21 protein-coding genes are annotated in these 24,620 nt (G+C 58.5%); 10 read left to right on the top strand and 11 right to left on the bottom strand.

Annotated elements, in window-relative coordinates; translation table 11 throughout:
* Positions 1 to 373: 373 nt before the first annotated feature.
* The gene (locus NAT21_RS15575) at positions 374 to 1,879 is read left to right on the top strand and encodes a deoxycytidylate deaminase (protein ID WP_250935928.1); all 1,506 of its coding nucleotides are present in this window, start codon (positions 374 to 376) and stop codon (positions 1,877 to 1,879) included.
* A gap of 123 nt (positions 1,880 to 2,002) precedes the next feature.
* On the opposite strand, the gene NAT21_RS04125 is transcribed toward NAT21_RS15575, so the two are convergent.
* A complete protein-coding gene (locus NAT21_RS04125) occupies positions 2,003 to 2,884 on the bottom strand; it encodes a LysR family transcriptional regulator (protein ID WP_250935930.1) in 882 nt (293 codons plus the stop codon).
* A 124-nt stretch (positions 2,885 to 3,008) separates the two neighbouring features.
* On the opposite strand from NAT21_RS04125, the gene gstA reads away from it, so the two are divergent.
* Entirely contained in the window at positions 3,009 to 3,617 is a 609-nt protein-coding gene (gstA, locus tag NAT21_RS04130; protein ID WP_250935932.1) for a glutathione transferase GstA, read from the top strand.
* 28 nt (positions 3,618 to 3,645) lie between these two features.
* Here the strand turns inward: gstA and NAT21_RS04135 are convergent, their stop codons facing one another.
* The gene (locus NAT21_RS04135; protein ID WP_250935934.1) at positions 3,646 to 4,113 is read right to left on the bottom strand and encodes a DUF6998 domain-containing protein; all 468 of its coding nucleotides are present in this window, start codon (positions 4,111 to 4,113) and stop codon (positions 3,646 to 3,648) included.
* A gap of 260 nt (positions 4,114 to 4,373) precedes the next feature.
* Between NAT21_RS04135 and NAT21_RS04140 the strand changes: the two genes are divergently transcribed.
* Entirely contained in the window at positions 4,374 to 5,429 is a 1,056-nt protein-coding gene (locus NAT21_RS04140) for a hypothetical protein (protein ID WP_250935936.1), read from the top strand.
* Positions 5,430 to 5,513: 84 nt separating this feature from the next.
* Here NAT21_RS04140 and NAT21_RS04145 read toward each other — a convergent pair whose 3' ends face one another.
* The 4 genes from NAT21_RS04145 to NAT21_RS04160 form a co-directional block, all read right to left on the bottom strand.
* Positions 5,514 to 7,049, bottom strand: a complete 1,536-nt coding sequence (locus NAT21_RS04145; protein WP_250935938.1) for a TolC family protein — start codon at positions 7,047 to 7,049, stop codon at positions 5,514 to 5,516.
* A gap of 7 nt (positions 7,050 to 7,056) precedes the next feature.
* Complete coding sequence (locus NAT21_RS04150; RefSeq protein WP_250935940.1) at positions 7,057 to 8,391, bottom strand: HlyD family type I secretion periplasmic adaptor subunit; 1,335 nt, start codon at positions 8,389 to 8,391, stop codon at positions 7,057 to 7,059.
* Complete coding sequence (locus tag NAT21_RS04155) at positions 8,388 to 10,151, bottom strand: type I secretion system permease/ATPase (RefSeq protein WP_250935943.1); 1,764 nt, start codon at positions 10,149 to 10,151, stop codon at positions 8,388 to 8,390. Before NAT21_RS04155 ends, NAT21_RS04150 begins: the two co-directional genes overlap by 4 nt.
* 443 nt (positions 10,152 to 10,594) lie before the next feature.
* Positions 10,595 to 11,326 carry an SDR family oxidoreductase gene (locus tag NAT21_RS04160; protein ID WP_250935945.1) on the bottom strand — a complete coding sequence of 244 codons (732 nt, stop codon included), beginning with the start codon at positions 11,324 to 11,326 and terminating at the stop codon, positions 10,595 to 10,597.
* Positions 11,327 to 11,437: 111 nt separating this feature from the next.
* On the opposite strand from NAT21_RS04160, the gene NAT21_RS04165 reads away from it, so the two are divergent.
* Positions 11,438 to 12,334, top strand: a complete 897-nt coding sequence (locus NAT21_RS04165; RefSeq protein ID WP_250935947.1) for a LysR family transcriptional regulator — start codon at positions 11,438 to 11,440, stop codon at positions 12,332 to 12,334.
* Positions 12,335 to 12,546: 212 nt separating this feature from the next.
* Positions 12,547 to 13,023 carry an NYN domain-containing protein gene (locus NAT21_RS04170; RefSeq protein ID WP_250935948.1) on the top strand — a complete coding sequence of 159 codons (477 nt, stop codon included), beginning with the start codon at positions 12,547 to 12,549 and terminating at the stop codon, positions 13,021 to 13,023.
* A gap of 55 nt (positions 13,024 to 13,078) precedes the next feature.
* Here NAT21_RS04170 and NAT21_RS04175 read toward each other — a convergent pair whose 3' ends face one another.
* Entirely contained in the window at positions 13,079 to 14,572 is a 1,494-nt protein-coding gene (locus NAT21_RS04175) for a DUF2252 domain-containing protein (protein WP_250935949.1), read from the bottom strand.
* Between the two features lie 281 nt (positions 14,573 to 14,853).
* Between NAT21_RS04175 and NAT21_RS04180 the strand changes: the two genes are divergently transcribed.
* Positions 14,854 to 16,548 carry a mechanosensitive ion channel family protein gene (locus NAT21_RS04180; protein ID WP_250935950.1) on the top strand — a complete coding sequence of 565 codons (1,695 nt, stop codon included), beginning with the start codon at positions 14,854 to 14,856 and terminating at the stop codon, positions 16,546 to 16,548.
* An 84-nt stretch (positions 16,549 to 16,632) separates the two neighbouring features.
* Here the strand turns inward: NAT21_RS04180 and NAT21_RS04185 are convergent, their stop codons facing one another.
* The 4 genes from NAT21_RS04185 to NAT21_RS04200 all read right to left on the bottom strand — a co-directional run bounded on the left by NAT21_RS04185 (position 16,633) and on the right by NAT21_RS04200 (position 20,585).
* Positions 16,633 to 18,564: an alpha/beta hydrolase domain-containing protein gene (locus NAT21_RS04185; protein WP_250935951.1), complete on the bottom strand. Its 1,932-nt coding sequence runs from the start codon at positions 18,562 to 18,564 to the stop codon at positions 16,633 to 16,635.
* Positions 18,565 to 18,673: 109 nt separating this feature from the next.
* On the bottom strand, positions 18,674 to 18,889 hold the full coding sequence (locus NAT21_RS04190; RefSeq protein ID WP_250935952.1) for a TIGR02450 family Trp-rich protein: 216 nt from the start codon (positions 18,887 to 18,889) through the stop codon (positions 18,674 to 18,676).
* Between the two features lie 87 nt (positions 18,890 to 18,976).
* Positions 18,977 to 20,131 (bottom strand): extracellular catalytic domain type 1 short-chain-length polyhydroxyalkanoate depolymerase, encoded by a 1,155-nt coding sequence (locus NAT21_RS04195; RefSeq protein ID WP_350355153.1) that lies wholly within the window; start codon positions 20,129 to 20,131, stop codon positions 18,977 to 18,979.
* Positions 20,132 to 20,168: 37 nt separating this feature from the next.
* Complete coding sequence (locus NAT21_RS04200) at positions 20,169 to 20,585, bottom strand: CopG family transcriptional regulator (RefSeq protein WP_250935954.1); 417 nt, start codon at positions 20,583 to 20,585, stop codon at positions 20,169 to 20,171.
* A 275-nt stretch (positions 20,586 to 20,860) separates the two neighbouring features.
* Here NAT21_RS04200 and NAT21_RS04205 point away from each other — a divergent pair, with 275 nt between their 5' ends.
* From NAT21_RS04205 to NAT21_RS04220, 4 genes are all read left to right on the top strand, one after another.
* Complete coding sequence (locus NAT21_RS04205; RefSeq protein ID WP_250935955.1) at positions 20,861 to 21,715, top strand: putative RNA methyltransferase; 855 nt, start codon at positions 20,861 to 20,863, stop codon at positions 21,713 to 21,715.
* 321 nt (positions 21,716 to 22,036) lie between these two features.
* Positions 22,037 to 22,315 carry a hypothetical protein gene (locus tag NAT21_RS04210; RefSeq protein WP_250935957.1) on the top strand — a complete coding sequence of 93 codons (279 nt, stop codon included), beginning with the start codon at positions 22,037 to 22,039 and terminating at the stop codon, positions 22,313 to 22,315.
* 206 nt (positions 22,316 to 22,521) lie between these two features.
* Positions 22,522 to 23,547, top strand: a complete 1,026-nt coding sequence (locus NAT21_RS04215; protein WP_250935959.1) for an SMP-30/gluconolactonase/LRE family protein — start codon at positions 22,522 to 22,524, stop codon at positions 23,545 to 23,547.
* Positions 23,548 to 23,746: 199 nt separating this feature from the next.
* Positions 23,747 to 24,586, top strand: a complete 840-nt coding sequence (locus tag NAT21_RS04220; protein WP_250935961.1) for a YrhK family protein — start codon at positions 23,747 to 23,749, stop codon at positions 24,584 to 24,586.
* The last annotated feature ends 34 nt before the right edge of the window (positions 24,587 to 24,620 follow it).

Below are 24,620 nucleotides of genomic sequence, written 5' to 3' on the forward strand. Positions count from 1 at the left end.
TCTCAAAATTGGCTTTTTTTAATTATAGTTGAATGGTGCCAAAATTCTTGGAGATAGCACACTATGAGTAGTTCCGCACTATCAAGTCTTTTTCTAGAGAAAAGCAAGTTCTTGGTTGTTGGATTAACTGGTCGAACTGGATCAGGGCAGTAGTACTGCTGCATCCATATTGACCAGTAAGTCTCCTGAGTTTCCAGATATTAGTTACTTGAATTATCAAGGAGAGTTATTTTATAAGGGGTTGGATGTTAAAAGGTATTCTATTTTAAATAGTTTTATATCATCGAATTGGACTCCTTTTTTCTACATAAAAATGAGTGATCTAATAACTATATATCTGCTCAACATAAGTAGGTCGAAGCTTGAGGATTTTGTGGTAAATAAGTCTAGCGCTGTGAGTAAAAGTAAAGTTAAAACGGCTTTGAAGAATTTTCACGACGATGCTGCTAGGCTTTTTATTCAGTTGGATAGTATAAAACATGCTGTTATAGCAAGAGGTGAGCAGGATTTATCTAGACAAGATTCATCTAACGGTAGAGATGACCTTGGTCGGCGTAAAAATAAACTTCTTAAAGAGCTTCGCTCTATTAAAAAAATAACCGATAAGCTTAAGTCTTGTTTGGATGGTCTTGAACGAGGGTTGTACGTTAATGTATATCAAGCTGCGGGAAACTCGATAAGAAAAACTGGATCTGTAGATTGTAATTACGAGACTGTTAAATTCGATCCGAATAAGGTTTTTGAGCTGCCTAAAGCTGTTAATGCTGTTATTAAAATAATAAGAAGTACTTACGAAAAGGCTTTTATAGTTATTGATGCAATTAGAAATCCCTTTGAGGCTAGATTTTTTAAAGATAGATACTCTGCCTTTTATTTGGTTTCTGTAAATGCTCCCAATTCGGATAGAGAAAAATATTTAGGTAATGTAAGAAAGTTTACTGGTGAGCAAATTAAAGAAATGGATAAAATAGAATCTGGATCAGGTGATAAGAATGAGTTTGTTGGTCAGAATGTTAAAAAGTGTATAGAGATATCTGATATTCATTTGTTTAACCCCAGAAATGAAATTGGAAATAATAATATTCTGAAATCTCAGTTGGCTTGGTATTTATCATTGATGATGCATCCTGGTTTAGTCTCTCCCTCGTCAATGGAGAGAATAATGCAAATTGCATATACAGCAAAGACTAACTCTGGGTGTATTTCAAGACAAGTAGGCGCGGTTGTAACTGATAAAAATAAATCTGTTAAGGCTGTTGGATGGAATGATGTACCTCATGGTCAAGTTCCATGTGCTTTAAGATCTACGGAGAAAGCGATTAATGGCTTTGATAAGATAGAATATAGTGAGTTTGAAAGAAATAATAAAGAGTTTAGGGATGTTGTAAAGGTAATAGATGATAAGTATAAAAACAAAAAAGAGTTGATGAAAGGTCGCAACCCGTCTTATTGCTTTAAAGATATAAAAAATGTTTTAGATGGTAAAGGAAATCAAGTGCATACAAGATCATTGCACGCAGAAGAAAACGCGTTTTTGCAAATTTCAAAATATGGAGGAGCTGGAGTAGAGGGTGGATTTCTGTATACAACAGCTAGTCCTTGTGAGCTGTGTGCAAAAAAAGCATATCAGTTAGGAGTTTCTAAAATAGTTTTTATAGATCCATACCCTGGTATAACAACCGATCATATTTTAGCAAATGGTGATAATTCACCTGAGTTAGTTCAGTTTCGAGGTGCCGTAGGTAAAGGTTACTTTCAACTTTACGAGCAAACATTGCCTTACAAGGATGAATTGTTACATTTTAATGATAATGTGTTGGGTGAAATGGCAAATGATAAAAAAATCGAAAATGCTAAAAAAATAATAGAAAGGTTATGAATATAAAAAAAGGGTCAATCGACTTCTATGAGAATGCTGGAGGGCGTATGGTAGCTGATATTTTTATATATTTTATTAAAATTATTTTTTGAGTAATTTATTAAATTTTTGGTAAAATTATTTTTATGCCTGTGTCATTGCAGATAAATACTGAAAGAACACATCAGCAGCCTTTGAGTAAGCCGCAGCGGGGGCTTTAACCAGCCCGAAGCTGCGCTTTATTGGTGGCTCAAGCGGTAGGGCTCGAAGGCCTCGTTTGCACTCGGGAAGCGTTGACTCCGGCACCACGGCAATGCCTATTCCCTCACGTACGAGTGCGCAGGCACTTTCCCAGCTTTGCACCGTCACTCGGATATCGGTGAGTTCCAGTCCGAGTGTTTGAGCCAGGCTTTGTGCGTGCACATGGCAGCCGCCCGTTGCGAGAATGAAGGGGTGATGCGCGAGCTCAGAAAAGCCTATGCCTGTGCCGTCCGTTCTGCGGGCGAGAGCATGAGATACGGGCAGTAAGGCAACCCAGGTATCGCACCCAAGGATTACGGCGTCGCGTTCTGCGGCAGGATTCAATACCACGCCAACATCAATATGTTGGTTTCCAAGCCACTCCTCGATTTCCTTGTCAGTTCCCTCTAGCGCCACGACCTCTATGTCGGGGTATCGCTGCCTAAAGCTGCTTAGAAGCTTGGGTAAAATACGGGAAATGACGGACGGAAAGCTACCGAGCGTAAGGCGAGCAGGGCCGAGTCCTTGCTGTTCGTTGGCCAGACTTCGAATGTGGGCATGGTGGTTTAGCATGGCGCGCGCATGCTCGATAACGGACTCGCCGAACGCCGTAGGGATCATCCGTCGTTGCGAGCGTGAAAAAAGCGCCGCGCCGAGCATGTGTTCCAGCTGAGCAAGTGCCTGGCTGGCGCCGGATTGCGTCATGCCGATGATATCGGATGCGTGAGAAATGGTGCCCATGTCGCTGATCGAAACCACAAGGCGCCAGTGCGTTAGATTCAGCAAGGTAGTAGCTCAGCTAATGGTTTGTGTCTCGGATAGTAATTATACGGTGGGGCTGGGCCAATAACATACTGGCGTCTTCAAGGTGCTTTGCATCAAGCCATGTTTTAGATCAGGACCCGCCTTCATGAAACTCTATTACGCGCCCCACACCTGCTCACTATCGCCGCATATCGTGCTGCGAGAGTTATCGCTGCCGTTCGAATTGGTTCGAGTGAATAATCGAACAAAGCGTACGGAGCATGGGCAGGATTTTTGGACTATTAACCCCAAGGGGTACGTGGCCGCACTGGAAACCGAGGATGGCCGAATCATTACTGAAGGTCCTGTAATTCTTAACTATCTCGCGGGTTTGAAACCGGAAACAGGCCTGATCCCAAAGGATAAATGGGAAAATATCAGACTTCATGAGTGGCTGGCTTTTATCAATAGCGAACTTCATGCCGGGCTTGCACCACTGTTTAATTCGGTGCTTCCTGCTGAGGCTCGAGCGATCTTCCTCGATAAAGTAAGCACGCGGTTTGATGTTTTGGAACATGAGCTGCGAACCCAAAACCAGTATTTGATGGGGGCGCATTTCAGTATCGCAGATGCCTATCTGTTTACTGTACTTGGCTGGTGTCGGTTCTTTGATATAGAGCTTGATGAGTGGCCAGCATTATCGGCCTATATGGCAAGGATCAGCGAGCGGCCTTCGGTGCAGGCCGCGTTGAAGGCGGAGCAGAATAGAAGCTAATGCATATCGTCGTACGCCTGAGCTGAGTTCAAACCGGCGCCTCTCTCACCAGCACCAATCTTTCCTCTTCTTCCAGCCCTGCATCCAGTGCCTTCAACTTCCCTAGTCCAATGGGGCGCTGGCCGTTACTTTGCTTCTTCCCTGCCGCGTCCCAGGCGATCTGCCCGGGGCCGTTGTAGATCACGGAAATCGCGCCGCTCCTGGGGCGTGCGAGCACCAGCAGGTGCTCGGGCGGGTGGCGAAGCGCAACCGTCTTGCCCTGCGTCAATTTAATCTCGACCTGGCGTCCGTCCGGGGCAATGGCGTCATGGCCGAGCGTGGAGGCCGGGTTCAGCGTCAAGTTAAACATGTACGCCGCGACTACTTCGCCAACGCTTCCGACCAGGTGGCCATCGAGGGTGAATTTTCGCCCCGGAAACAGGGCTTCCAGGCCATCCGCGGCGCTGTAGAGCTGGTCGAGCAATGCGCCGACCTCTGCCCAGTCGATGTGGTCCATGATTCTGCCTTTTGCCGTGTTGAATGTCGTGCTGTCCCTGGCGCGTGCTCGAGTGCGTACAAGTACCGGTAGCAGGCCCGCGCATTCGAAAAAAGGCGTGCTGATTTTGAATGACATACGCCCGGAGTTAATCGGATTTAACTATATTAATTTTTGTTAAGCTAATGTAGGTTATAACCCGATTACCCTGGGCAGGCGGGAAGGGCAGCACAGGGTTGTCATGCACCGTATCTGACAGGAAAATCCAGGGGACTGACACCATGGCATACACCAATAACACCCACTCCTATACGTTTACGGAGGGCGGGGAGGCCACCTTTGCACTAGCCGATGATGTGACGACGCTTTCGCTTGCGGCGCAGTTTGCCGAAGACCGGGTAAATTCCGGCGATACGCTTGATCTGAACGTGCAGGGCGCGGCACTTGAGTCGCTCGACCTTACAGGCAACGGCCGCGTTGAATGGGCCAACGGTGCCGATGGCACTACCGCGGTTACCCAGGTTGATGCTACCGGGCTGTCCGGCGGGCTCGATTACACCGCATCAGGCGCGGTGCAGGAAACCGTGATGCTGGGGGGGGAGGGCAACGGGGTGGATGTGATCCACGTGGCCGGCGATGCGTCCCGCTATGGCACGGCCGGCGATGGCATCGATACCATTTCAGGCTTTGATGTCGCGAAGGATACCCTGCTTGTCGATAACGAGGTGATGGAGTCCTTTGGCACGCTGGATTTCGATTATGCCCTCGTGGCCGATGATGCGGCTTCCCTGCAGGAAGCCCTGACCATGGCCGGCGAACAGGACAGCGATGACGCCGTCATGCCGGTCATCTATGACGGCCAGACCTGGCTGTACCGCGACAGCGGGCCGGCAGGGCTGGATGAAAACGATTTTGCCCTGCTGCTTGCCGATGTGGCCGGTGGCATCAATGCGTTTACCGATCATCGTGACCAGATACCGCATCGTGCACCAGCGCCGACCGGCCCTTACGAAGAGGTTATCGTCGATGGCACGGTCAGCGGCACGGATAATGCGGCCGACAGTTTCGTTTTTGGCAGTGATGGCGCGTGGCAGTACAGCACCATTACCAATTTCGAGCTGGGCATTGACCGCATCGACGTCACCGGTCTGAACGGCCCGGACGGTCAGCCGATCGATTATGAAGATATCAGCATGCGTCCGGATGAGACGCTGATGCTCAATACCGATGACGGCCTGTATTCGGTCTCCCTGGTGGGCGTACCCAAGTATGATCCAGGCTCACCGACAGGTGAAATTGCCTATGCCATGGGGCCGGAAGAGTTTCTGTTTGCCTGAAGCCCAATGGCGTGTGATTGACAAGGCCCATCCTGGATGGGCCTTTTTCATGCCTGCCGAGGCACCTTGCGCAGGGCGGGCAGTTCACTTCCGTGGCGCCTCGACGACGTCACCGATCAATACCATGACCTCACCGAGTGCCCGGGTATTCAGCCGGCCCATGGCTGCCTGCAGGTGCAGGTGGTCCATTACCAGCTGGCGGAACGCCTCCATGAAGTGAATGCGCTGCTGAAAGACCTCGGCGCGTGCATCAAGCACATCCACCAGATCCCTCAATCCCAGCGCGGCGCCCTTGTCGGCGGCGTCCAGATACAGCGTGCTGGAATAAATGGCGCGCCTGAGCGCCTTCAGGCGCGAGATATCGCTGCTGATGCGGCGATGCCGGGTAGTCAGTTGTTCCAGCGCCCGGCGGCGAGCGTCCTGGGCCTCAAACCGGCTGGCCCGGGCGAGCAGCTCCCCCTGGCGCGTATCGGCCAGAGTGTAGCCGCCCTGAAAGAGATTCATCTGCGCCTGAAGGGCTACGCGGCGGTCGGTCCGGTCCTGGTAGGGGTCGTCGCTGTTCTGATCGGACCAGGACAGTGACAGCGATACGTCCGGGGCATACCCGGCCTGGCGTACATCATGTTCGGCGGCGGCGATCCTGCCCTGAAGCTGGGCCAGCCGCACTTCCGGGTTGTCAGCGATCAGCGGGGTGAGGGTCGCGAGTGCCGGGGCATCGGCAAATTCCACGTCGGTCAGTGCGTTCAGTGAAAACCGGGTGAAGTCCGGAGTGGTGCCGGTCAGCCGGGTCAGGGTGGAGAGGGCATCGTCGTAGTCGTTGCGGGCTGCGACACGGTCTGCCTCGGACTGATCTCGCCGTGCACGGGCTGCGAGCAGGTCAATGCGGTCCCCGATGCCCAGCTCATAGGCGCGCTGCGCCTGCGTGACCTGCAGGGTCAGGGCGGTGCGCTTGCCATCCAGCAGGGCAATGTGGCGCGAGGCAAACAGGGCATTCATGTATGCCTCGGCGGTCTCTAGGGCGAGGTCGCGCTCTGCTACCGCCACCTGCAGTACGGCAGCGTCGCGCTGAGCATCGGCCTTTTGAACCTGACGAAACTGCTCAAGGGAGAAAAGCGTCTGGCTCAGCGTAAGCTGGCGGCGCGTGTCGGCAGAATAGCCTCGGCAACGCATCTCCAGATCCTCGCCCCCGATCAGGGCGCCGGTCCGGGGGTTGTTGCTGCAGGAGACGGATCCACCCTCGGAATAGTAATTGTCGCTGTCGGTGTAGCTGCGGGCATAGGTCACATCCAGCCGGGGAAGTAGCGCCGCCCAGGCCTTGGGCACCTCCTTGCCCTGCGCTCTTGCGCGAAGGCGCTGGCTTTCAAGGCCGGCGTCGTAAGCGAGTGCCCGGGCAAGAAGGGCCGGCAGTGAGGGCACCGTGGCCTCGTCAGCCATCTTCAGGGTCTGAACGGGCGGCTGGCCTGGGGCGGGCTGTCGTGTGGGCGGTGCCTGTGGCGAGTGCTCAGGTAAGGTCGTATCCAGCGCGGCCATGAAGGTATCTGCCACGGCGGGGGGCAGCAGGCCTGGCAGAAGGGGCAACAGCAGCATCAGCGAAAACGAGCAGCGGCGCAGGGGCATCATGATCAGGTCAGTCCTGTCGCACGGCGCGGTGCAGCATGTCGGTGACCGGTTGGCTCAGGTACTCGAACAGGGTCTTCCGGCCCGTTTTGATCATGACTTCGGCCGGCATGCCGGACAGCAGCTGCATGCTGTCGGTCATCTGGCCCTTGCCTGCCGACGAGACCCGGATGCGGGCCCGGTAATAATGGGCACCGGTTGCTTCATCCCTGAAGCTGTCGGCTGAAACGTGATCCACCCGGCCATCGATGATGGGAGCGCGGTGCTGGTTGAAGGCACTGAACCGAATGTCGGCATGCTGGCCGGCGTACACGTTGTCGATGTCCTGCACCGGCACCCGGGCATCAATGAAAAAGCCGTCGGTGTCCGGCACGATGCTCATGAGGGGCTGGCCGGGGGTAATGACCGCGCCCAGGGTGCGCACGTCAAGGCCCACCACCGTGCCCGATACCGGTGCTCGGATGTCGGTACGGCGCACCTGATCATCCAGGGCGATCATGCGCTGGCGGGCATCGCTGCCCCGGGACTGGGCCTCGCGGAGCTGCTCGCTGACGTTCTGCTGATAGTCCTGGCGTCGGGTTTCGATGCGTGCCCGGTTTTCGCTGATGCGCGAGCCAAGCTGGGCCATTTCGGCGCGGGCCTGGGCACTGTTTGATTGAAGTTCCAGAATCTGCCGATCCAGCTCGCGAATGCGCTGATTATTCCCGAGCCCTTCCTTGAACAGGGAGCGGTAGTCGTCCGCCTCGGCGCTCAGCGAGCGGGACCGGCGCTGGTTGATGGCCGTCATCTGTTTCAGTCCCGTGATCTGCTCCCGGTACTGCTGAATCTGTTCGTTGAGTGCGCCGATTTCGCCTTGCAGCGAGTGCCGCCGGGAATCAAACAGGCGTTGCTGCACCGAAAGCCCCTGTTCAAGGCGGGCATGGCCTGCTGCCTCGTCTACCAGGTCAGGGGGGAATTCAAGCCGGTCGGCTCCGTTCTGCTCGGCCAGCAGGCGGGTTTCCTGGGCGCGGGCCACGAAGAAGGTGGTGCGCTCAATGGCCAGCCGGCTGGTGGACTGGGTGTTATCCAGAACAATCAGCGTATCGCCGCGGGTAACGTGATCCCCATCATCGACCCGGATGTCGGAGACAATGCCCCCCTCAAGGTGCTGGATGGTCTTCTTGAACGAGTCCACCGAGACCGTGCCACTGGCGATCACGGCCACGGACAGGTTGGCCAGTACCGCCCAGGTGCCGAAGACACCAAAGGCCACCAGGATGATAATCAGCCCGGCCAGGCACACGCGGCGACTGCTGGTGGGCAGCGTATCTCGGGAGGTATCCGGCGTACCGGCAACATGCGTCATGACTGGCTGCCCCGCGCGGTGGGGTGAGCATGCATGGCGGATGCCTGCACCCTGGTAGGCGCTGCTTCGGGGGCGGGTTGCCGCTGGCGCTTGAAGTGGCCGATGACCTCGTCACGCGGGCCGAACATCCCCATTCTGCCGTCCTTGAGCACCAGTAGCTTGTCGACATGGGCGAGCAGGTGATGGCGATGGGAGATGACCAGCAGTGTGATCTGCTCTGCCCTGAGCCGTTCCAGGGTGGCGGCCAGCGCCTTCTCGCCACTGTCATCCAGGTTGGAGTTCGGTTCATCCAGAACCACCAGAACCGGCTTGCCGTACAGGGCGCGCGCCAGCCCGATCCGCTGACGCTGCCCGCCGGAAAGCACCCCGCGGCTGGAGGAAATCCAGGTGTCGTAGCCGTCGGGCTGTTGCAGGATCATTTCGTGTACGCCAGCCCACCTTGCCGCCTCGACCACGGCAGCAGGGTCAACATCGCCAAAGCGGGCGATGTTGTCGCTGATGGTGCCATCAAACAGCTCGATATCCTGAGGCAGGTAACCGATGCTGGGCCCGAGGGCTTCCCGGTCCCATTGGGTGATATCGGCACCATCAAGGCGCACCTTGCCGGTCTGCGTCGGCCACAGGCCGAGTGCTACCCGTGCCAGGGTTGATTTGCCCGAGGCGCTGGGGCCGATGATACCGATGTGCTCGCCCCGTGCCACTGACAGGGTGATGCCGCGCAGGGTGGTCTTGCGGGCGCCGGGAGGTGCGGCGGAGATGTTTTCAAGATGCAGGTTGCCTGTCGGGGTGGGCAGAGCCATGCGGGGCTGCTCGGCGGAGGTCTCCCTGAACAGGGTCTGCAACCGTTCATGGGCCGAGCGGGCACCAATGAATCCCTTCCAGGCTGCCATCATCTGATCGATCGGTGCCAGGGCGCGCCCCATCAGAATCGAACCGGCAATCATCATTCCCGGGCTCAGCTCGCCTTCAATGGCCAGCAGGGCGCCAAGCCCCAGAATCATCGACTGGCACAGCAGGCGCATGACCTTCGAGGCATTGATCAATGCCCCGGCGCGGTCACTGGCGCGAGACTGTTTCAGCAGGTACTGGTGATGATGTCTGGCCCAGCGCGCCCGAAGGCCGGGCAGAATGCCCATGGCATGGACAACTTCGGCGTTGGCCAGGTTGGCGGTGGCTAGTTGCTGTGAGGTGATCTGATCGCTGCCGGCGCGGGTGAGCAGGGTGCGGGTGGCCCATTCGTTGGCAAGCGCCAGGCCCAGCAGTACCAGCCCGGCTGCGATGGCAAAGACCCCGAGCCAGGCATGGAACAGGAACAGCACCCCGATATAGATCGGGATCCAGGGCGCATCAAAAAAGGCAAAGGGGGCATTGCCGGTCAGAAACTGGCGCAGTGTGGTGAGGTCGGTCAGGGGTTGAGCGGTCTGTCCGGCAGGTGACGAGAGGCTTTTGTGAAACATGGCGCTGTAGAGCCGTTCACTGAGCAGGGTATCAAGCCGATTGCCCACCCGAACCATCAGCCTGGAGCGCACCAGTTCCAGTCCGCCCATCACCAGGAAAAAGAAGACCACGATCAGCGTCAGCATCAGGAGCGTATCGATGCTTCGGGTGCTGATGACCCGGTCATAGATCTGCAGCATGTAAAGGGGCGGTACCAGCATCAGCACGTTGATGAACATGCTGAAGATCCCCACGGCGATAAACGACCCCCGACAGGCGCTGATCGCCTGTTGAAGTTCCGTTGGCGTATGTATCCCGGCCATGAACGCGTGTGCTCCGCCCGACAGATTCCACTGAACAACGGGGTTCAGCCTTGAACATGAAGTCAGGGATCGGCGAGCGATGGAAGCGCAGCAGCAACACATGGGTCACGGCATCAGCGTGGCCGATCCAAAGTTTGATGAAGTATGACTTATATAAAGGGGCCGGGGCCAGTGGTTTGAGTACGCGCCCGGAGACATGTCTATACGGTATCCGGCCCGGCGGGCCAGACCAACAGCATGACGCTGGACGTCGAGAACCTGTTCGATCAGCGTTATTACAATCTGCTATGGCCTTTACGCCGGTTTCCTCCACGCCACCCCGTGCAGTGCCTCGATGACGCTTCGCACTACGTTCCAGGCGGGCGTAGAAGTAGACACACAAAAGGCCACCTCCGGGTGGCTATTTGTGTGGGATAAAGGGGGAAGGCTTGATGACGGACTGGTCAATTGGCAGAGGCCGTTGGGCGCAGGGTGATTTCGGTGGTATCGACGCTGGCCGGAGCATCAATGAGCTGGCGGATGGCCCGGGCAATATCGACCGGCTGCAGTGCGATGGCGCGGTAATCGTTGATGGCAGCTGCGGTCTCGTCGTGGGTAATGGTTGAGGCCAGATCGCTCTCCACGACACCTGGATTGACACAGGTGACGCGAACATTGGAGGTTTCCTGTCGCAGTCCGTCCGAAATCGCTCGGACTGCGAATTTGGTGGCGCAGTAAACGGCTGCTGTGGGAGTGACTGCCAGCGCGCCGATGGAGCCGATATTGATGATCTGTCCTTCCCGTTGGGATTCCATGACGGGCAGTACTGCGCCGATGCCCCATAAAACACCCATGATGTTCACATCGACCATGCATGCCCACTCGTCCAGCTTTCCTGCCGAGAGCGGAGACAGTGGCATGACACCAGCATTATTGATCAGTACATCGATGCGACCCCATAGGTCCATCGCACGTTGTGCAAACTCGACCATCGCCTGTCTGTTGGTCACATCCAGAGGCCGTACCTCGACGATACCGCCCGCCTCACGAATCTCACCTGCGATCTGCTCCAGCCTGTCGGTGCGACGGGCACCCAGTAGAACGTATGCCCCGGCCGCTGCCAGCTCGCGGGCGATGCCTTCCCCGATGCCACTGCTGGCGCCGGTGATTAAAACGATTTTGCCGATAATGCTCATGGTACTCTCCGTGATGACGGCGTGTGATATGCCATGCCGGTGCATCACAGGGTAAGGTGCTGGCCTGTCAATTAGAATATGCTGATGGCTATACGCAATGGTTAGTGAGGCTTGCCAATCGATATGGATCTCAACCTGTTGACGATATTTGTTGCCGTGGCCCGGGCAGGCAACTTTCGCGCCGCGGCCGATGGATTGGGGGTGACGCGTTCTGCGGTCAGTCAGTCTATTGGACGACTTGAGCATGCGTTGGGTAGACCACTTTTCAATCGTACGACGCGGAGTGTACGGCTGACCGAAGAGGGAGAGCAGTTACTGGGCGCACTCTCTGACACGCTGACCGAGATCACTGCGGTGCTGGAGGCGACGCGGGATACGCCGGCGTCGCCCAGCGGGCTTTTAAGGGTGACGACCACATCGATCGCGGAGCGGTTCTTGTCGGGCCCGCTGATCACGGCCTTTATTGAGAAACATCCGGATATTACGCTGGATGTCACCGTGACGGATGAGGTATTCGATATTGTCGCAGCCGGTTTCGATGCCGGTATCAGGCTGGGAGAGGTTATCGAGCAGGACATGATCGCCATCCCCCTGACGGGCGAACAGCGTCAGGTGGCTGTTGCTTCACCTGGCTACCTTGCGGGCCATGATATGCCGCAACACCCCCGGGAACTGACGGGGCATCGCTGCATTGGCTGGCGCGCCTCACCCGAAACGGCTCCTTATCGGTGGGAGTTTGAGCGTGATCAGCGCGCGCTTGCGGTGGCAGTCGAGCCACAGATGACCACCAATGACATGCAGTTAATGATCCGTGTGGCGCTTGCTGACGGTGGCATCACGTTTGGCATGGAAGAGACGTTTTTGCCTTATATCGAACGCGGCGAGCTGGTCACGATGCTCGATGACTGGTTGCCGCCGTTTGCCGGATTCTTTCTCTACTATCCAGGCCGACATACGGTGACACCAAAACTCCGCGCCCTGATTGATCACGTGCGTCACTATCGATAGATACGCCTCCTGCATTCTGCTCATGCTTTAATCTGCGGCAAACATGATTCAACGTGGCTGGAAAGTGGCCGGTTCGGCTCGGATCATGCGTTGCACTCTGGCTCTATCACTGGGTGTGTTATTGGGTCGGCCCTGATCGCGGAGTATCATGAGCCGCACATTGCGCTCGTCTTCAGTGAGCGCGTTCATGCCTGCAGGGGAGTCAGCTTGCCATGACCCGCGTTGCCATGTTCGTCGATACCCAGAACGTGTATTACACCGCCCGTGAGGCCTACGGCAAACATGTCAATTATCGCAGGTTGTGGGCACGGTCCACGGCCGGTCGGGAGGTGCTGGCGGCGCGGTGTTACGCCATTGACAAGGGCGATACCCGGCAGCGCGAGTTTCAGGCCATCCTGCGCTCGATCGGGTTTGACGTTCGGCTCAAGCCGTTCATTCAGCGCGCGGATGGCTCGGCCAAGGGCGACTGGGATGTCGGCATCACGCTCGACGCCATCGAGTTCGCCGCGCAGGCCGATGTGATCGTGCTGGTCTCCGGCGATGGCGATTTTGACCTGCTGGCGCAACGGCTTCGTGATGTCCACGGCAAGTGCGTCGAGGTGTATGGCGTGCCCCGGTTTACGGCGGACTCGCTCATTGAGTCCGCCACCCGGTTCATTCCCATCGATCACTCCTTGCTGCTTGGCTGATGCGCCCCATGCCCTGAAAACGCCGGATTTATCCTTTCAGGGCGAGGCTATTGAACTATCGATGTACGATATCAAGCTGCGTAAAGGCGCCTCGTGCATGGTCTTCGCGAAACATGGCATGGTCTTGGCGGACGCGGTCGGCGGCCTCAAGGGCGAATTCCACCATGTCGGCAATGAACAGTGCCCGGGGCCCGATGGCGTTGATGATGGCGGGTTCAACGTCGTAGTCGATCCTGCCGGATTCGTCCGAGAGGGCATGTACCTGAGCCAGCACGCGGCCGCAGATGCGGGCGTATTTCTTCCAGTCGCGCTTCGAGAGGTCATCCAGGTCGATATCGTCGCGAAACGGGGCGCGCTCGCGGGACATGTAGCTCAGGCCATCGAATTCGACATGGCCGTAAAATACATCCCCGCGCACCAGGTGCACCTGCTGGGCATGGCTGATGCGCTCGGCTTTGGAGTCCATCTCGTAGGCGGAGGGTGGCACCAGCCCGGAAAGGGCAGAACGCCGGGCCTGCTTGTATTCGATAATGACGTCATCGGTGCCGTCACGCTCGGGGCCTTCGATCAGCACGTAATAGCGGTTAAGCCCCAGCGAGGCGGTCCCCTGGCCGCGGCGTATGGCAACATCCTTCACCCGCATGCCCTCGGTGCGTGTCGGTATCTCGATGCCATTATCCTTGATCAGCCGGTCGGTAATGGCCTGGAAGTCGTCACGCCGTGATGAGATCGGCACCAGTTTATCGGTGGAGCGAAAGCCGCTTTTGTCCTCGGTGAGGTAATCATCCATCAGCCAGTCGGCCCGCGCTTCATGGGCATCCTTGAACAGCCCGCGAATCAACTTCGGGGCGTTGTCGAACCGCATTTCCTCATCCTGTTCGGTGCCTTCGCGTGCCAGCCGCTCCATGGCTTCGATATAGCCCTTGATGAACTGGCGCACCACCTTGATCTGGTGCGTGCGTTCAAGCTTTCCCTCCGTCTCGGCGGCGATCATGAAACCGGTCGCGCCGCGCTTCAGGTCCCAGGTGAAGGGGGCGTAGTAGGCTTCATCGAAATCATTGACCGAGAAGATGGGCACGTTGTTCATGTTGGGCATGACGCCGAAGTTCTCCGGGTGTACATCGCCCAGCGCCAGCACCGTGGGCATCCAGGCGTCATCGCCGGCCATGTCCCGGTAGAACAAAAGTGCCGTGCCGCGGAAGAACGAAAACAGGGAGTCGGATAGCTTGTCGAACTTGACCACGGCTTCCTCTGAGGCAGAGGCAATGCGGGTCTGGTGGTCTTCGCGCAGCGTCTGGCGCAGGTGCAGCCGCCGTTGATGGCCGGTCAGGCTGCGGGGGCGCAGCACGAATTCGCCGGCCGCCACGGCGCTGGCCAGCCGTCGGAAGGTCTCGATGCGTGTCGCCACCACCGGCTTGGCCTCCTTGTGTGTTGCACGTACCAGCGCGGCGGCCAGTTCGTCCCTGCTCATCGATGAGCGCCCTTCAATATTGTGGTGCCGGGCCTGTTCATACAGGGCCTTGCGGGTTTGCTGGGTGGGGTGGGTCATGAGCGCTCCTGTGGCCCGGGCCGCGATGGGCGGCGCCGTTCGGTATGAATGGGCGGTGACGAACATGCTGTCATGGCTCTGTTCAGCCTGGCTGAGGTGGGGCCGTGCTGCATGGGTTTCTTCATGCCGTGCCGGTGGCGGGGCATCATGTTATGGCGCGGGGATCAGCCGCGCCCTTACAATGCACGCTTGGCGCTATAGCGCGGCTGCCGCCGGCAGTCGCATGTTCATCGTGCAGGTGGGTAACCCTCATGCATGGCTCACGGAACGGTAATGCAGGCATGACGATGAAACAGTCCTGGCAGGGATGGCGGGTGATGGTAGCGGTCGTGTTGTCGATCGGTCTGGGGCTGGGAGTGGCTCAGGCGGAGGAGACAAAAAATCAGGAAGGGCTCTGGTACAGCACCGAGTCGATGAATACCGGGCTGCCGGGTGAAATGGATGAGGCCATGCTGCGTACGCCCCGCGAAGCGATGCGCAGTTTTACCGAACTGACCGACAAGGGCGATTTCGAGGGCGCCGCGCACATACTCAATCTGACCGATCTGAGTCCGACGGAGCAGCGTGAGCGCGGTGCCATGCTGGCCCGCAAGCTGTCCGAGGTCTTTCGGCGTGGCAAGTGGCTCAATATCTCGAGCCTGTCAGGGCGGCGTGACGCCGTGATCGAGGATGCCTCCGGCAAGGATTCCCGGGCCGGGGAGCCGCGCCGGGATATCGAGCTGGTCTCGATGGAGGTCGGCAGCGATGCCTATGACATTCGGCTCGGGCGTTACCGGATCAGCGATCACGAGCCGGTCTGGATGATTACCCCGGAGAGCGTGCGGGCCATTCCGGCCCTGTATGATCGGTACGGCCCCTCCCGGTTCGAGCATTACATCCCTGACCGCCTCAAGACTCCCATGGGCGTCCTGAAGCTGTGGGAGTGGTTCGCCATTCCGCTGGTACTGCTGATGCTGTGGCTGATCGGCAAGGCCGTTCATGCGCTGATCGGGTTCATGGCCCGATGGCTGCCTTCCGGTTCGCCCAGTATTTTTGTCATTCAGATTCAGGGCCCGGTAGCCATGATCGTGGTGGCCCTCGTCACCCAGATGCTGATCGAGTATGTGGTGTCCTTCTCGGCGATCTTTGCCACCACGCTGCGTGTTGCGCTGATTACGGTGATGGCCTGGAGCGCGGGGGCCATCGCGCTGACGCTGGTGGATACCTTCATGCTGCACCTGACCCGGCACATGGTCGGGCAGATCGATGATGCCAAGCCCCGGGATGACCGCAAGCTGCTGACCACGCTGTACGCCCTGCGGCGGGTGATCATTCTTGTTCTGGTGATTTCGGTCACGATCTATGTGCTGAGTCAGGTGAAGCTGTTCGAGACCCTCGGGATGTCGATTCTGGCGTCAGCCAGTGTACTGGCGGTGCTGGTGGGGGTTGCCGGTCAGGCCGTGCTCGGTAACATCCTGTCCTCGTTTCAGCTATCGCTGGCAAAGCCGGTACGCATTGGTGATCTGGTGATGTTTGAAGGGCAGTGGTGTTACGTGGAAGGCATTTTCTATACCTATATTCGTCTGCGGGTATGGAATGAGCGGCTGCTGATCGTGCCGGTAACCTACTTTGCGTCCAAGGCCTTCGAAAATCTGTCGGCCGGTAATACCCGGGAATATCGAAGCATGGAGCTGAACGTGCACCTGAATGCCGATATTGCCGTATTGCGCGAGAAGTTCCTGGAGTTTGCTCAGGAAGAAGACGATGTGATCGAGCATCACAAGCTGCTGTGCAGTGTGACCGCACAGACCATCTCGGCGCAGACCCTGACCTGCTTTCTGATGGCATCCGACCCCATTTCCGGGTGGCGTGCCGAGGCAAATATCCGGGAGCGAATGCTGGCATTCATCCGGGATCATCATCCCGACTGGTGGCCGCGCAATGTCATGGTGATCAGCCAGCAGGACATTACGCGGGGTGATGCTGACGCGCCCTGACAGGGCGAGGGCCGCAGTGCGGGGCTCAGGCCTCGCATCGCGGCCGGACGGTCATGCCGTTGTCCCGCCATTGTGCCCGTGCAGTCAGTGCCGGTGGGTGGGGAAGGCGGGGGCATCCTCGACCACAAGGCTCACATCCTCCGGCAGCATCAGCCCGGCCATGACCTGTGCGTTCGCCGCCTGGCGTAGTGCATCCAGATAATCATCCCGGTTTTTATAGCGAGTATCGAGGGGGCGGCGGCTGTCGGTTTCGACAGGGGCGGCCGGAAAGGGCAGGTAGCTGCCGTTCAGGCTGCACAAATCCCCGGCCGCCACGCCTTCGTCACGCAGGTTCCAGCCCCAGTAGGTGCCGACAGGCACTGCCACGTAGGGTGACTGCACGCCGCCCTGCGGCAGGCCATCGGCATCTACATTGGGCACCCTCACCGGGTAGGCCGCACCGGCTGCCGGTGGTGTGGTGCGGTAATCCATCACGTGCAGGGCGTTGACGGGGGGTGTCGGCACGGTGCCCTGCACGCGAGGAAGGTGCAGCACGGCGGGGTCAATCAGCGTGCCGGGTTCAAGTCCAGGATAGGCGCTCGCAGGCGGGGCCGTATCTTCTGTTACCCAGGCCTGCATGGCGGAAGCCAGTGCGCGCATGGTGGGGGCCGGGCTCAGCGGGTTGGTCGGGTAGGTGCAGGGCGCCTTGTCCTGGGGGGTGGTGCCCCAGGTATTGAAGTGTGGCATGCCGGCGAGAAAATACAGCCGCACATTGTCCGGCATCGTCAGCGGAGCACCCCACGGGGAGGTGGATACCAGTGATGCCCGGCCCTGCCAGAATTCGGTGGAGGTATCGGTATGCATCAGTTTCGGGCAGGTGTCGGTCGCCCTGCAGGCTGTCAGCAGGCTGCCGGTCCGGCCGGTCAGCGGGTCCGTGGTGTCGGCATAGCTGAACGGGAACTGGTCGCCCGGAAAGTCATGGTCCTCGTGCTGGCGGGAAAAACGGCCGGGCTGGGCGAACCGGTCGTTGGTAAAGGTCTTGCGCGAACCGGCGATGTGCGCCATGGCCCCATCGAACACCTGTCGGCCCTGTGCGTCGGCGTTGAACCCCTGATAAATGAAATCGCGCAGGAAGCGACCTGACTGGGAAATACCCAGCCCGATGGTATGGTCAATGTGATGAATGGGGGAGGAGGCATCATGGCCCGGGTTGCCGCGCAGAAACGAGACAAGGTCACTTGTTGCGACAAACGCAAGCCCGGCGGGCCGTGCTCCCGTGGCGGGATAGACGAATTCGTAAATGGCACCGGCGTCCTGACCCGCTGGCCGCGTGATGTCGATGGTCTGCTCGTCCAGGTAGCGAAACGAAAGCCCGTCCGGTGTTTCACGCGGCGCCTCGGGCGTGGGGCGTACCGTCAGGGTGGCGTCTTTCGGATCGAGACTGGCAGCCGGGTAGCTCAGCCGTTCTCGATGGACGGTCTCGGTGTCATCGAAGATGAACTCGTCACGGGAGGGGCCGGTGACGCCGTCCAGTGCGGGGATGTCGAGTGTCAGCATGTCATCGTCCAGCCCGGCCTGCCAGCCGCTCCAGACCAGGGTGTGGCCCTGACGCATCTGAAAGCCGTCGCCTGGGTCATCCACGCTGAAGTGGTCATCATCGACACCGGCAAGGTTCAAAAGGGCCAGACTCAGGTTGCGCCCCCGGTTCGGTACGTCGTAAAACAGCACGCCCGAGCCCTGGCCGGTGGGTCTCAGGATGACGACCTCGGTACTGAATTCCACCTCGCCATCGGCATTGGTCGGTGCCCTGTCCAGCCCATCAATATGGGCTACGCGCTCATCGTCCGGTGCGACGGCAAAATGGGCAATACCTTCGATGCGCTCTATATGGCCGGCCTTGCCAAAGCGGCGCCCATCGTACATCGGTGTGGTGGATGAAATATCAAATGCCGTGACGCGTGCTTCAAGCGCGTCGGGGGCAAGCAGCAGGCACGAAGCGGCGGCAGTGGTTGCAAGCAGGTAACGAAGGTGAGTCATGAGCGGCATCCTGGGCTGGAATCGAGGCAGCGTACGCTGGTGCACTACTTCACTATAGCGTCTCCACCGATCTGTCCATGCGGCGTTCGAAGGGGGAATCCCTCGGCGCTTACTGCCACCCCATTTTCCAGACGTCATCGTCCTTCAGTGCCTGCCAGGGCAGAGTGAACTCCCGGCGGGTAAGCACGGCTTCCAGAATGACGTCGACCACGTTGTCTTCCTCATCGCGCACCAGTCGGGTCACCATGAAGTGCTTTTCCTTGTGCTCCGGGCGGGTCGCGGTCCATTTGCTATGGTAAAGCTTGTCAGGGTTGAGGGTGTGCATTGGAAAAGCCTGCTTGTCAGGAGTGTGAAGCCGCTACTGTAGCCTTGCCGCGCGAGGCGTGCACCCGCGCAGCAGCCAGGCCCTTCTTCAGCCCCTGGAGTGATGGGAGAAAAAGCGCAGCATTTCCCGGGAGGCGTCGGGGCCCTTGGGATCGGTATAGCTGCCTTTGTTACTGCCTCCTGACCAGGCATGACCGGCACCCTGTATCTGCCACTGTTCCAGGCAGGGCGTGCCTGTCGCGTCATGATGAAGGGTCCGCGTATAGGCGTGGCCGTGTTTGACCTGGCCCTGTTCCACGGTAACGCGGGTCTGCTGATGGGTGATGGCGTACTGAGCAGCGATCCGGTCTGCATTGGCGGGATGCACGGTGGTATCCCGATCCCCGTGGAAGATGATGGCAGGTACTGCCGAGGCCCAGGATCTGGCGCGTGCACTGCCGCCGCCGGTTCCGCCCTGCATTAGTGCCATGGCATCAGGCAGGCCCCGGGCTACGCCATGAGGCAGGCCGGAATGCACGCCCACGGCGGCGAACAGCTCCGGATAGGTCATGGCCAGCGTAGTCGCCATGGCCCCCCCGGCCGAGAGGCCGGCCACGTAGACCCGGCGGGCATCCAGTTCATGAGTGGCGATGAGCTGGCGGATCATGCCGGCAAGGATCGCCGGCTCGCCGCCCTCGCGCTGCTGGTCTTCGGCCCTGAACCAGTTCCAGCACCTTGAGTGATTGGCGCTCATCGGCTGAGCCGGATACAGCACGCAGCAGGGCTGCGCCTCGGCCAGGTGGTTCATGGCGGTGCCGATGGCGAAGTCATCAGGCCCCTGGGTGCAGCCATGCAGCATGACCACCAGAGGCAGCGTCTGACCCTCACCTCCCTCTGGAATATAAAGTTTGTACTCTCGCGTGCCGGCCGGGTGAGTAAAGTGCCCGGAGGTAAACGTGCCCGGCAGTACATCGGTGGGGGCCTGTTTGGCCTGCGTCGCTGAGGCCGTGGCGTCCCTGTAGGTGCGCCACGCTCGGGCGGCATGAGTGTCATCGCGGGTGAACTCCCCTTGGGGGCCTGATTCCTCCCCCACGACCTGCCAGTCACCGTCGAGGGTCTGGCCCTTCCAGGCCTCGTCGGCTGCTCTCGTCGAGGCGGTTTCATCGTGGCTTGCGTCAGGCATCGCACCCTGGAGCAGGGACATGGCTTCCTTGAGTCGTCCGGCCCGGGTAAGCCGTGTGGCTTCTTCCATTCGCTGTGTCATCGCGGGGTTGATCATTTTACTACCTCTGTTCACAGACTCAGTGGATGCGGTCGGCAAGGGCGGACTTGACGGTGGCACTGGCATGCAGGGCACCCAGTACCACTACCGATTCGATGGTGGCGAGTGCCAGCTCCGGGGAGACATCACTGGCGATGCTGGCCATGCCCAGTACCTGAATCTGAAGGGTTTCACCCGCGGCCTGCAGGGCCTCCAGATCAGCGCGGCTGTAGTGCTCAAGCCCCAGGACGAAGGCCTTGCGGCTTACGGTGTCCCTGACGACCTCGGCATGAGTGGCCAGCTGGTTGCGGATGGCGGTGCGGATGAGATCGGTGCGGTTGGAATAAAAGCCTTCCTGAACGAGCAGATCAATCTGGCCAAGATCCACCACCCCCAGATTGATGGTGATCTTCTCGCTTGATTCGCCGGTTTTGCGGCGCAGTTCATGGACGCTCATGTGAGTACCTGGGTGATGGGCTGGCCGGGAGCGCACGCCCATGAGTTGTTTTAACCATCCATATGGATGGTGCATGGATGTATAGTGCGCTCATTGGGGAGCAAGTCAATGTCTTCGGGTGGAAAGGTCGAGAAGGACGCCCGGAACGGGGTGGTGCTTTGCATTCCGGCCGGTCTGTAGCACGATGGCGCGACAACGGCTCGCTCGAGCCTGATGAAATGCATTAAGGATGTCTTCCGCATGACACGACCCGGATACCTTCAGAAGGTGCTGCGATGATGAGTACCCCCTTTGAACGACTGGCCTGCCCGATTGATGGTCGCAGGCTCACGCAGGAAGGCAGCAGCTGGCGCTGTGAACACGGGCACGGGTTCGATATTGCGCGGCAGGGGTATGTGAACCTGCTGCCGGTACAAAACAAGCGCTCGGCGGACCCGGGCGACAGCAAGCCCATGGTCGCGGCGCGTCAGCGGTTTCTGGCGGCGGGGCACTACGCCCCGATTGCCGCGGCGGTCAGCCGCCTGGTCATGGCATTGAATCCGGTGGAAGGGCCGCTGACCTGCCTGGATGCCGGGTGCGGTGAAGGCTACTACCTGCGTGAACTGGCCGCTCAGGCGCCGGCCGGGCAGGCGCTTTCCCTGTTGGGACTGGACATTTCCAAGTGGGCGGTCATGGCGGCTGCGAAGCAGGACAGTGGCGATACCATGGCCTGGGTGGTCGGCAGCAACGCCAATTTGCCGGTGCAGCCGGCCTCTGTTGACGTGGTGCTGTGCATGTTCGGATTTCCGATGATGGCGGAGTTTGAACGGGTACTGAAGCCCGGCGGCACGCTGATCAAGGTCGAGGCCGGTCCGGATCACCTGCGGGAGTTGCGGGAGGTCATCTACCCGACGCTCAAGCCTGACAGGCCGCCGCGGGATGAGGTGCCGCACGGGTTTGTACATCATGCCCTTGATACGGTGCGCTTTACCTGCAAGATCGACACCGCTCAGGGCATTGCCGATCTGCTGGCCATGACACCTCATCTGTACCGGGCGTCTGCAGAAGGGCGCGCACGGGCCGCGGCACTGGAGGCGCTGTCGGTCACGGTGGACGTCACCCTTGTGCAGTATCGCCGTCAGGAGCGCTGACGAGACCAGCTATCAGACGGTGGCCATCCTTGCCACGGCATTTCTGATGGTGATGGCCGTGAGCTGGGCGGTGTTCGATACGGTATTTACCAGCCGCCTGCCTGAGTGGTTCATTGCAATATCAATGCCCCTGCTGAGGGGCAGACGCCGCAGGACGTGGAGCAGTTTTCGACCATGTTCCTGAACCGATGATCCTGATGGGCCTCTGGATGCCGCTTTGGATATGGCTCCATGACTGAACGGGTATACGCCTAAAGAGTGATGGCCCGGTGCCAACGGTAGTTCTAGCTTTCAGTCATACGTCAACGAGGAGGTGAAGTCATGCAACGCACGCCGTTTGTCACCGACCAGCTGCTCAAGCGCTGTCGGAAGGAGCTGTCGCTTGAGCATCAGCGGTCCGGCCATCACTTTGACCACGTTGCGCTGGATGACCGCAAGGAACTGTCCATGCTGGTCGAAGATGCCATACGTCATGGTGAAAGCTATTCCACCATTGCCGAGCGACACAGCGAGATTGGTCTGACGGAAGGAGAACTTCGTGAGCTGATTGGCCCTGAATCGGCAATTCGGGATCGTATCGAGCGATTTCACTACGCGTGACGTAACAGAGTGATGAGTGTTGTTTGATGTGCATGAACCTGTCTGAAAGTGACAGGGGTGGTAAATTCAAAAAGGCTGATTCCCGCATGGGGTCAGCCTTTGTCATATGTGCCTGATGGAACCGAAACGCATACCACCGGTATTGCCGGTGCCTGTGTTTCATTACCCGCGGCCTGTTCCCGCATCATTGATTCAAAGGAGCCTTCATGTCTTTTCCGCGCCGCCACTTTCTTGCTGCTTCTGCCGCGCTTGCTGCCTCTGCAGCCCTGCCTTCTGCCTGGGCCGCCACCTCCGAGCCCCAGCCGAGCCGCTATCCGGACAAGGCATGGAAGGTCATCGATAAACGCTTTGAAGCGTATTACCTCTTCAACGCGCCGTTGGAGCGCCAGTGGAGTGGCGGGCTGTGGCTGGAAGGTCCGGCATGGAACGCCGTGGGGCGTTACGCAGTGTTCAGTGATATCCCGCGTGCCCGTCAGATGCGCTGGGATGAGGTCACCGGGCAGGTCTCCGTCCTGCGCGAAGGGGTAGGCCATTCAAACGGGAATACCTTCGATCACCAAGGCCGGCTGGTGGCCTGCGAACACGCGCCTCCCCGGGTAGTGCGTTATGAGTGGGATGGCTCGGTGACGGTGCTGGCCTCAACGTTCAATGGCAAGCCGCTCAATGCACCCAATGATCTGGTAGCCCTGCCGGAAGGGGGAATCATCTTTACCGACCCGGGGTATGGCGCTCACGCTGACTATGAGGGCAAAAAGCGGCCACTGGAGCTGGCCCCGGCGGTATATTTCATCAATGACGGGATGGACGAGCCGCGGCTTTTGAACGATACGCTTAAAAAGCCCAACGGCGTGGCCCTGCTGGCTGATGGCAAGACCCTGTATGTCAGCGATACGGCGCCGTCTCATTTCAAGGACCATCCCGCGACCATCACCCGGTTTACCATTGAGCAGAACGGCCAGTCGCTGTCCGGTGGCAAGGTTCTGACGCAAAGTATCAAGGAGCAGTACGACGGCCTGGCTGCCGATGAGGATGGCAATATCTGGGCGGCCACCTCGGGAGGCGAGGGGTCGGATGGCGTTGCCGTGTTCGCCCCGGATGGCACGTTGATCGGCCGGGTCCTGCTGCCGGAGGTCTGTGGCAATGTCTGTTTTGTCGGGGAAAAGCGCAACCAGCTGCTGATGGCTGCCAGCCGGTCCATCTACACACTCCATACCGGTGCACGAGGCGCATGAGACAGGGCTGATCGATGTGTCACATGATGTTATGACACGACCTGCCCGAGGCCCGGCCGACGATGTATCGCGGCCGGGCTTCTCCGTGTCGGCCGGTGTCATGTTCATCTCCCCGCCATATTACTTTTTGTCTGCGCCATGGATGCGACCCGCCTCGGGCAACTACACTTCGCTATCGTTTTTCAAAGTGATATCCGACATGCCGCATCTTTTTACTGATCGTCCACGCACTTCGCGCCCCGGGCGCGGGGCTCATGACCTGAACAGGGACTACCGGTGGGAAGGCATCAATGCGGTGCTGTACGAGCTGGGCGGCGTCATGTTCATTGTGGGCAGCATCATGTTCTTTCCTCGCTTCGAGGCCTGGAAGGATATTGGTGCCTGGCTGTTTTTCGTGGGCTCGCTGGTGTACCTGGTCGTCCAGGCACACGATGTGATTGAGGTTCGTCGTTTCTGGAACCGCCGGCGGGTATCGCCTTCCCGGATACTGGAGTCGGCCGCGCTCGGGATCTATATCGTCGGGACGATACTGTACGCCATCGGCAGCCTGTTCTTTCTTTCCTGGTGGCACTGGGTTGTGCCTGGCGCCTGGCTTTTCGTGATCGGCTCCGTACTGTTTTTGATCGGGGCCAGCCTGAACGTCATGATGGTGATTCGGGCATCGGCGCTGTTGACCCTGCAATTGATGAACCTCACCGCCGTGACCTTCATTGTAGGGTCCGTGCTGTTTGTCGTGGGGTCGGTGCCGTACATCTGGAGTTATGAAAGTGCCAGTGATCGTGCGCAACTGCTGTCGTTTCTGGCCTGGCTTTTCTTGATCGGCAGTGCCTTTTTCATGCTGGGCGGGCTCTTTAATCACCAGCGTGCCCGCATTGTCATTCGCCATCGGTTTGACGCGAAGGCCAGGGACAAGGAGGCCGATGAGCGGCTGCTGGCCTTTGTCCGTGGGGAGCTGAATGATCCCGAGCATGTACTGGATGATGACTATACCTATGAGTCCAGCGCTACGGTCAGTTCTGATACGTCCCGCTCTTCATGAGCCTGTGTTGGAGTGCTGTACCGGAATAATGAAT

The sequence above is a fragment of the Larsenimonas rhizosphaerae genome, from assembly GCF_023700005.1.
Classification (GTDB): domain Bacteria; phylum Pseudomonadota; class Gammaproteobacteria; order Pseudomonadales; family Halomonadaceae; genus Larsenimonas; species Larsenimonas rhizosphaerae.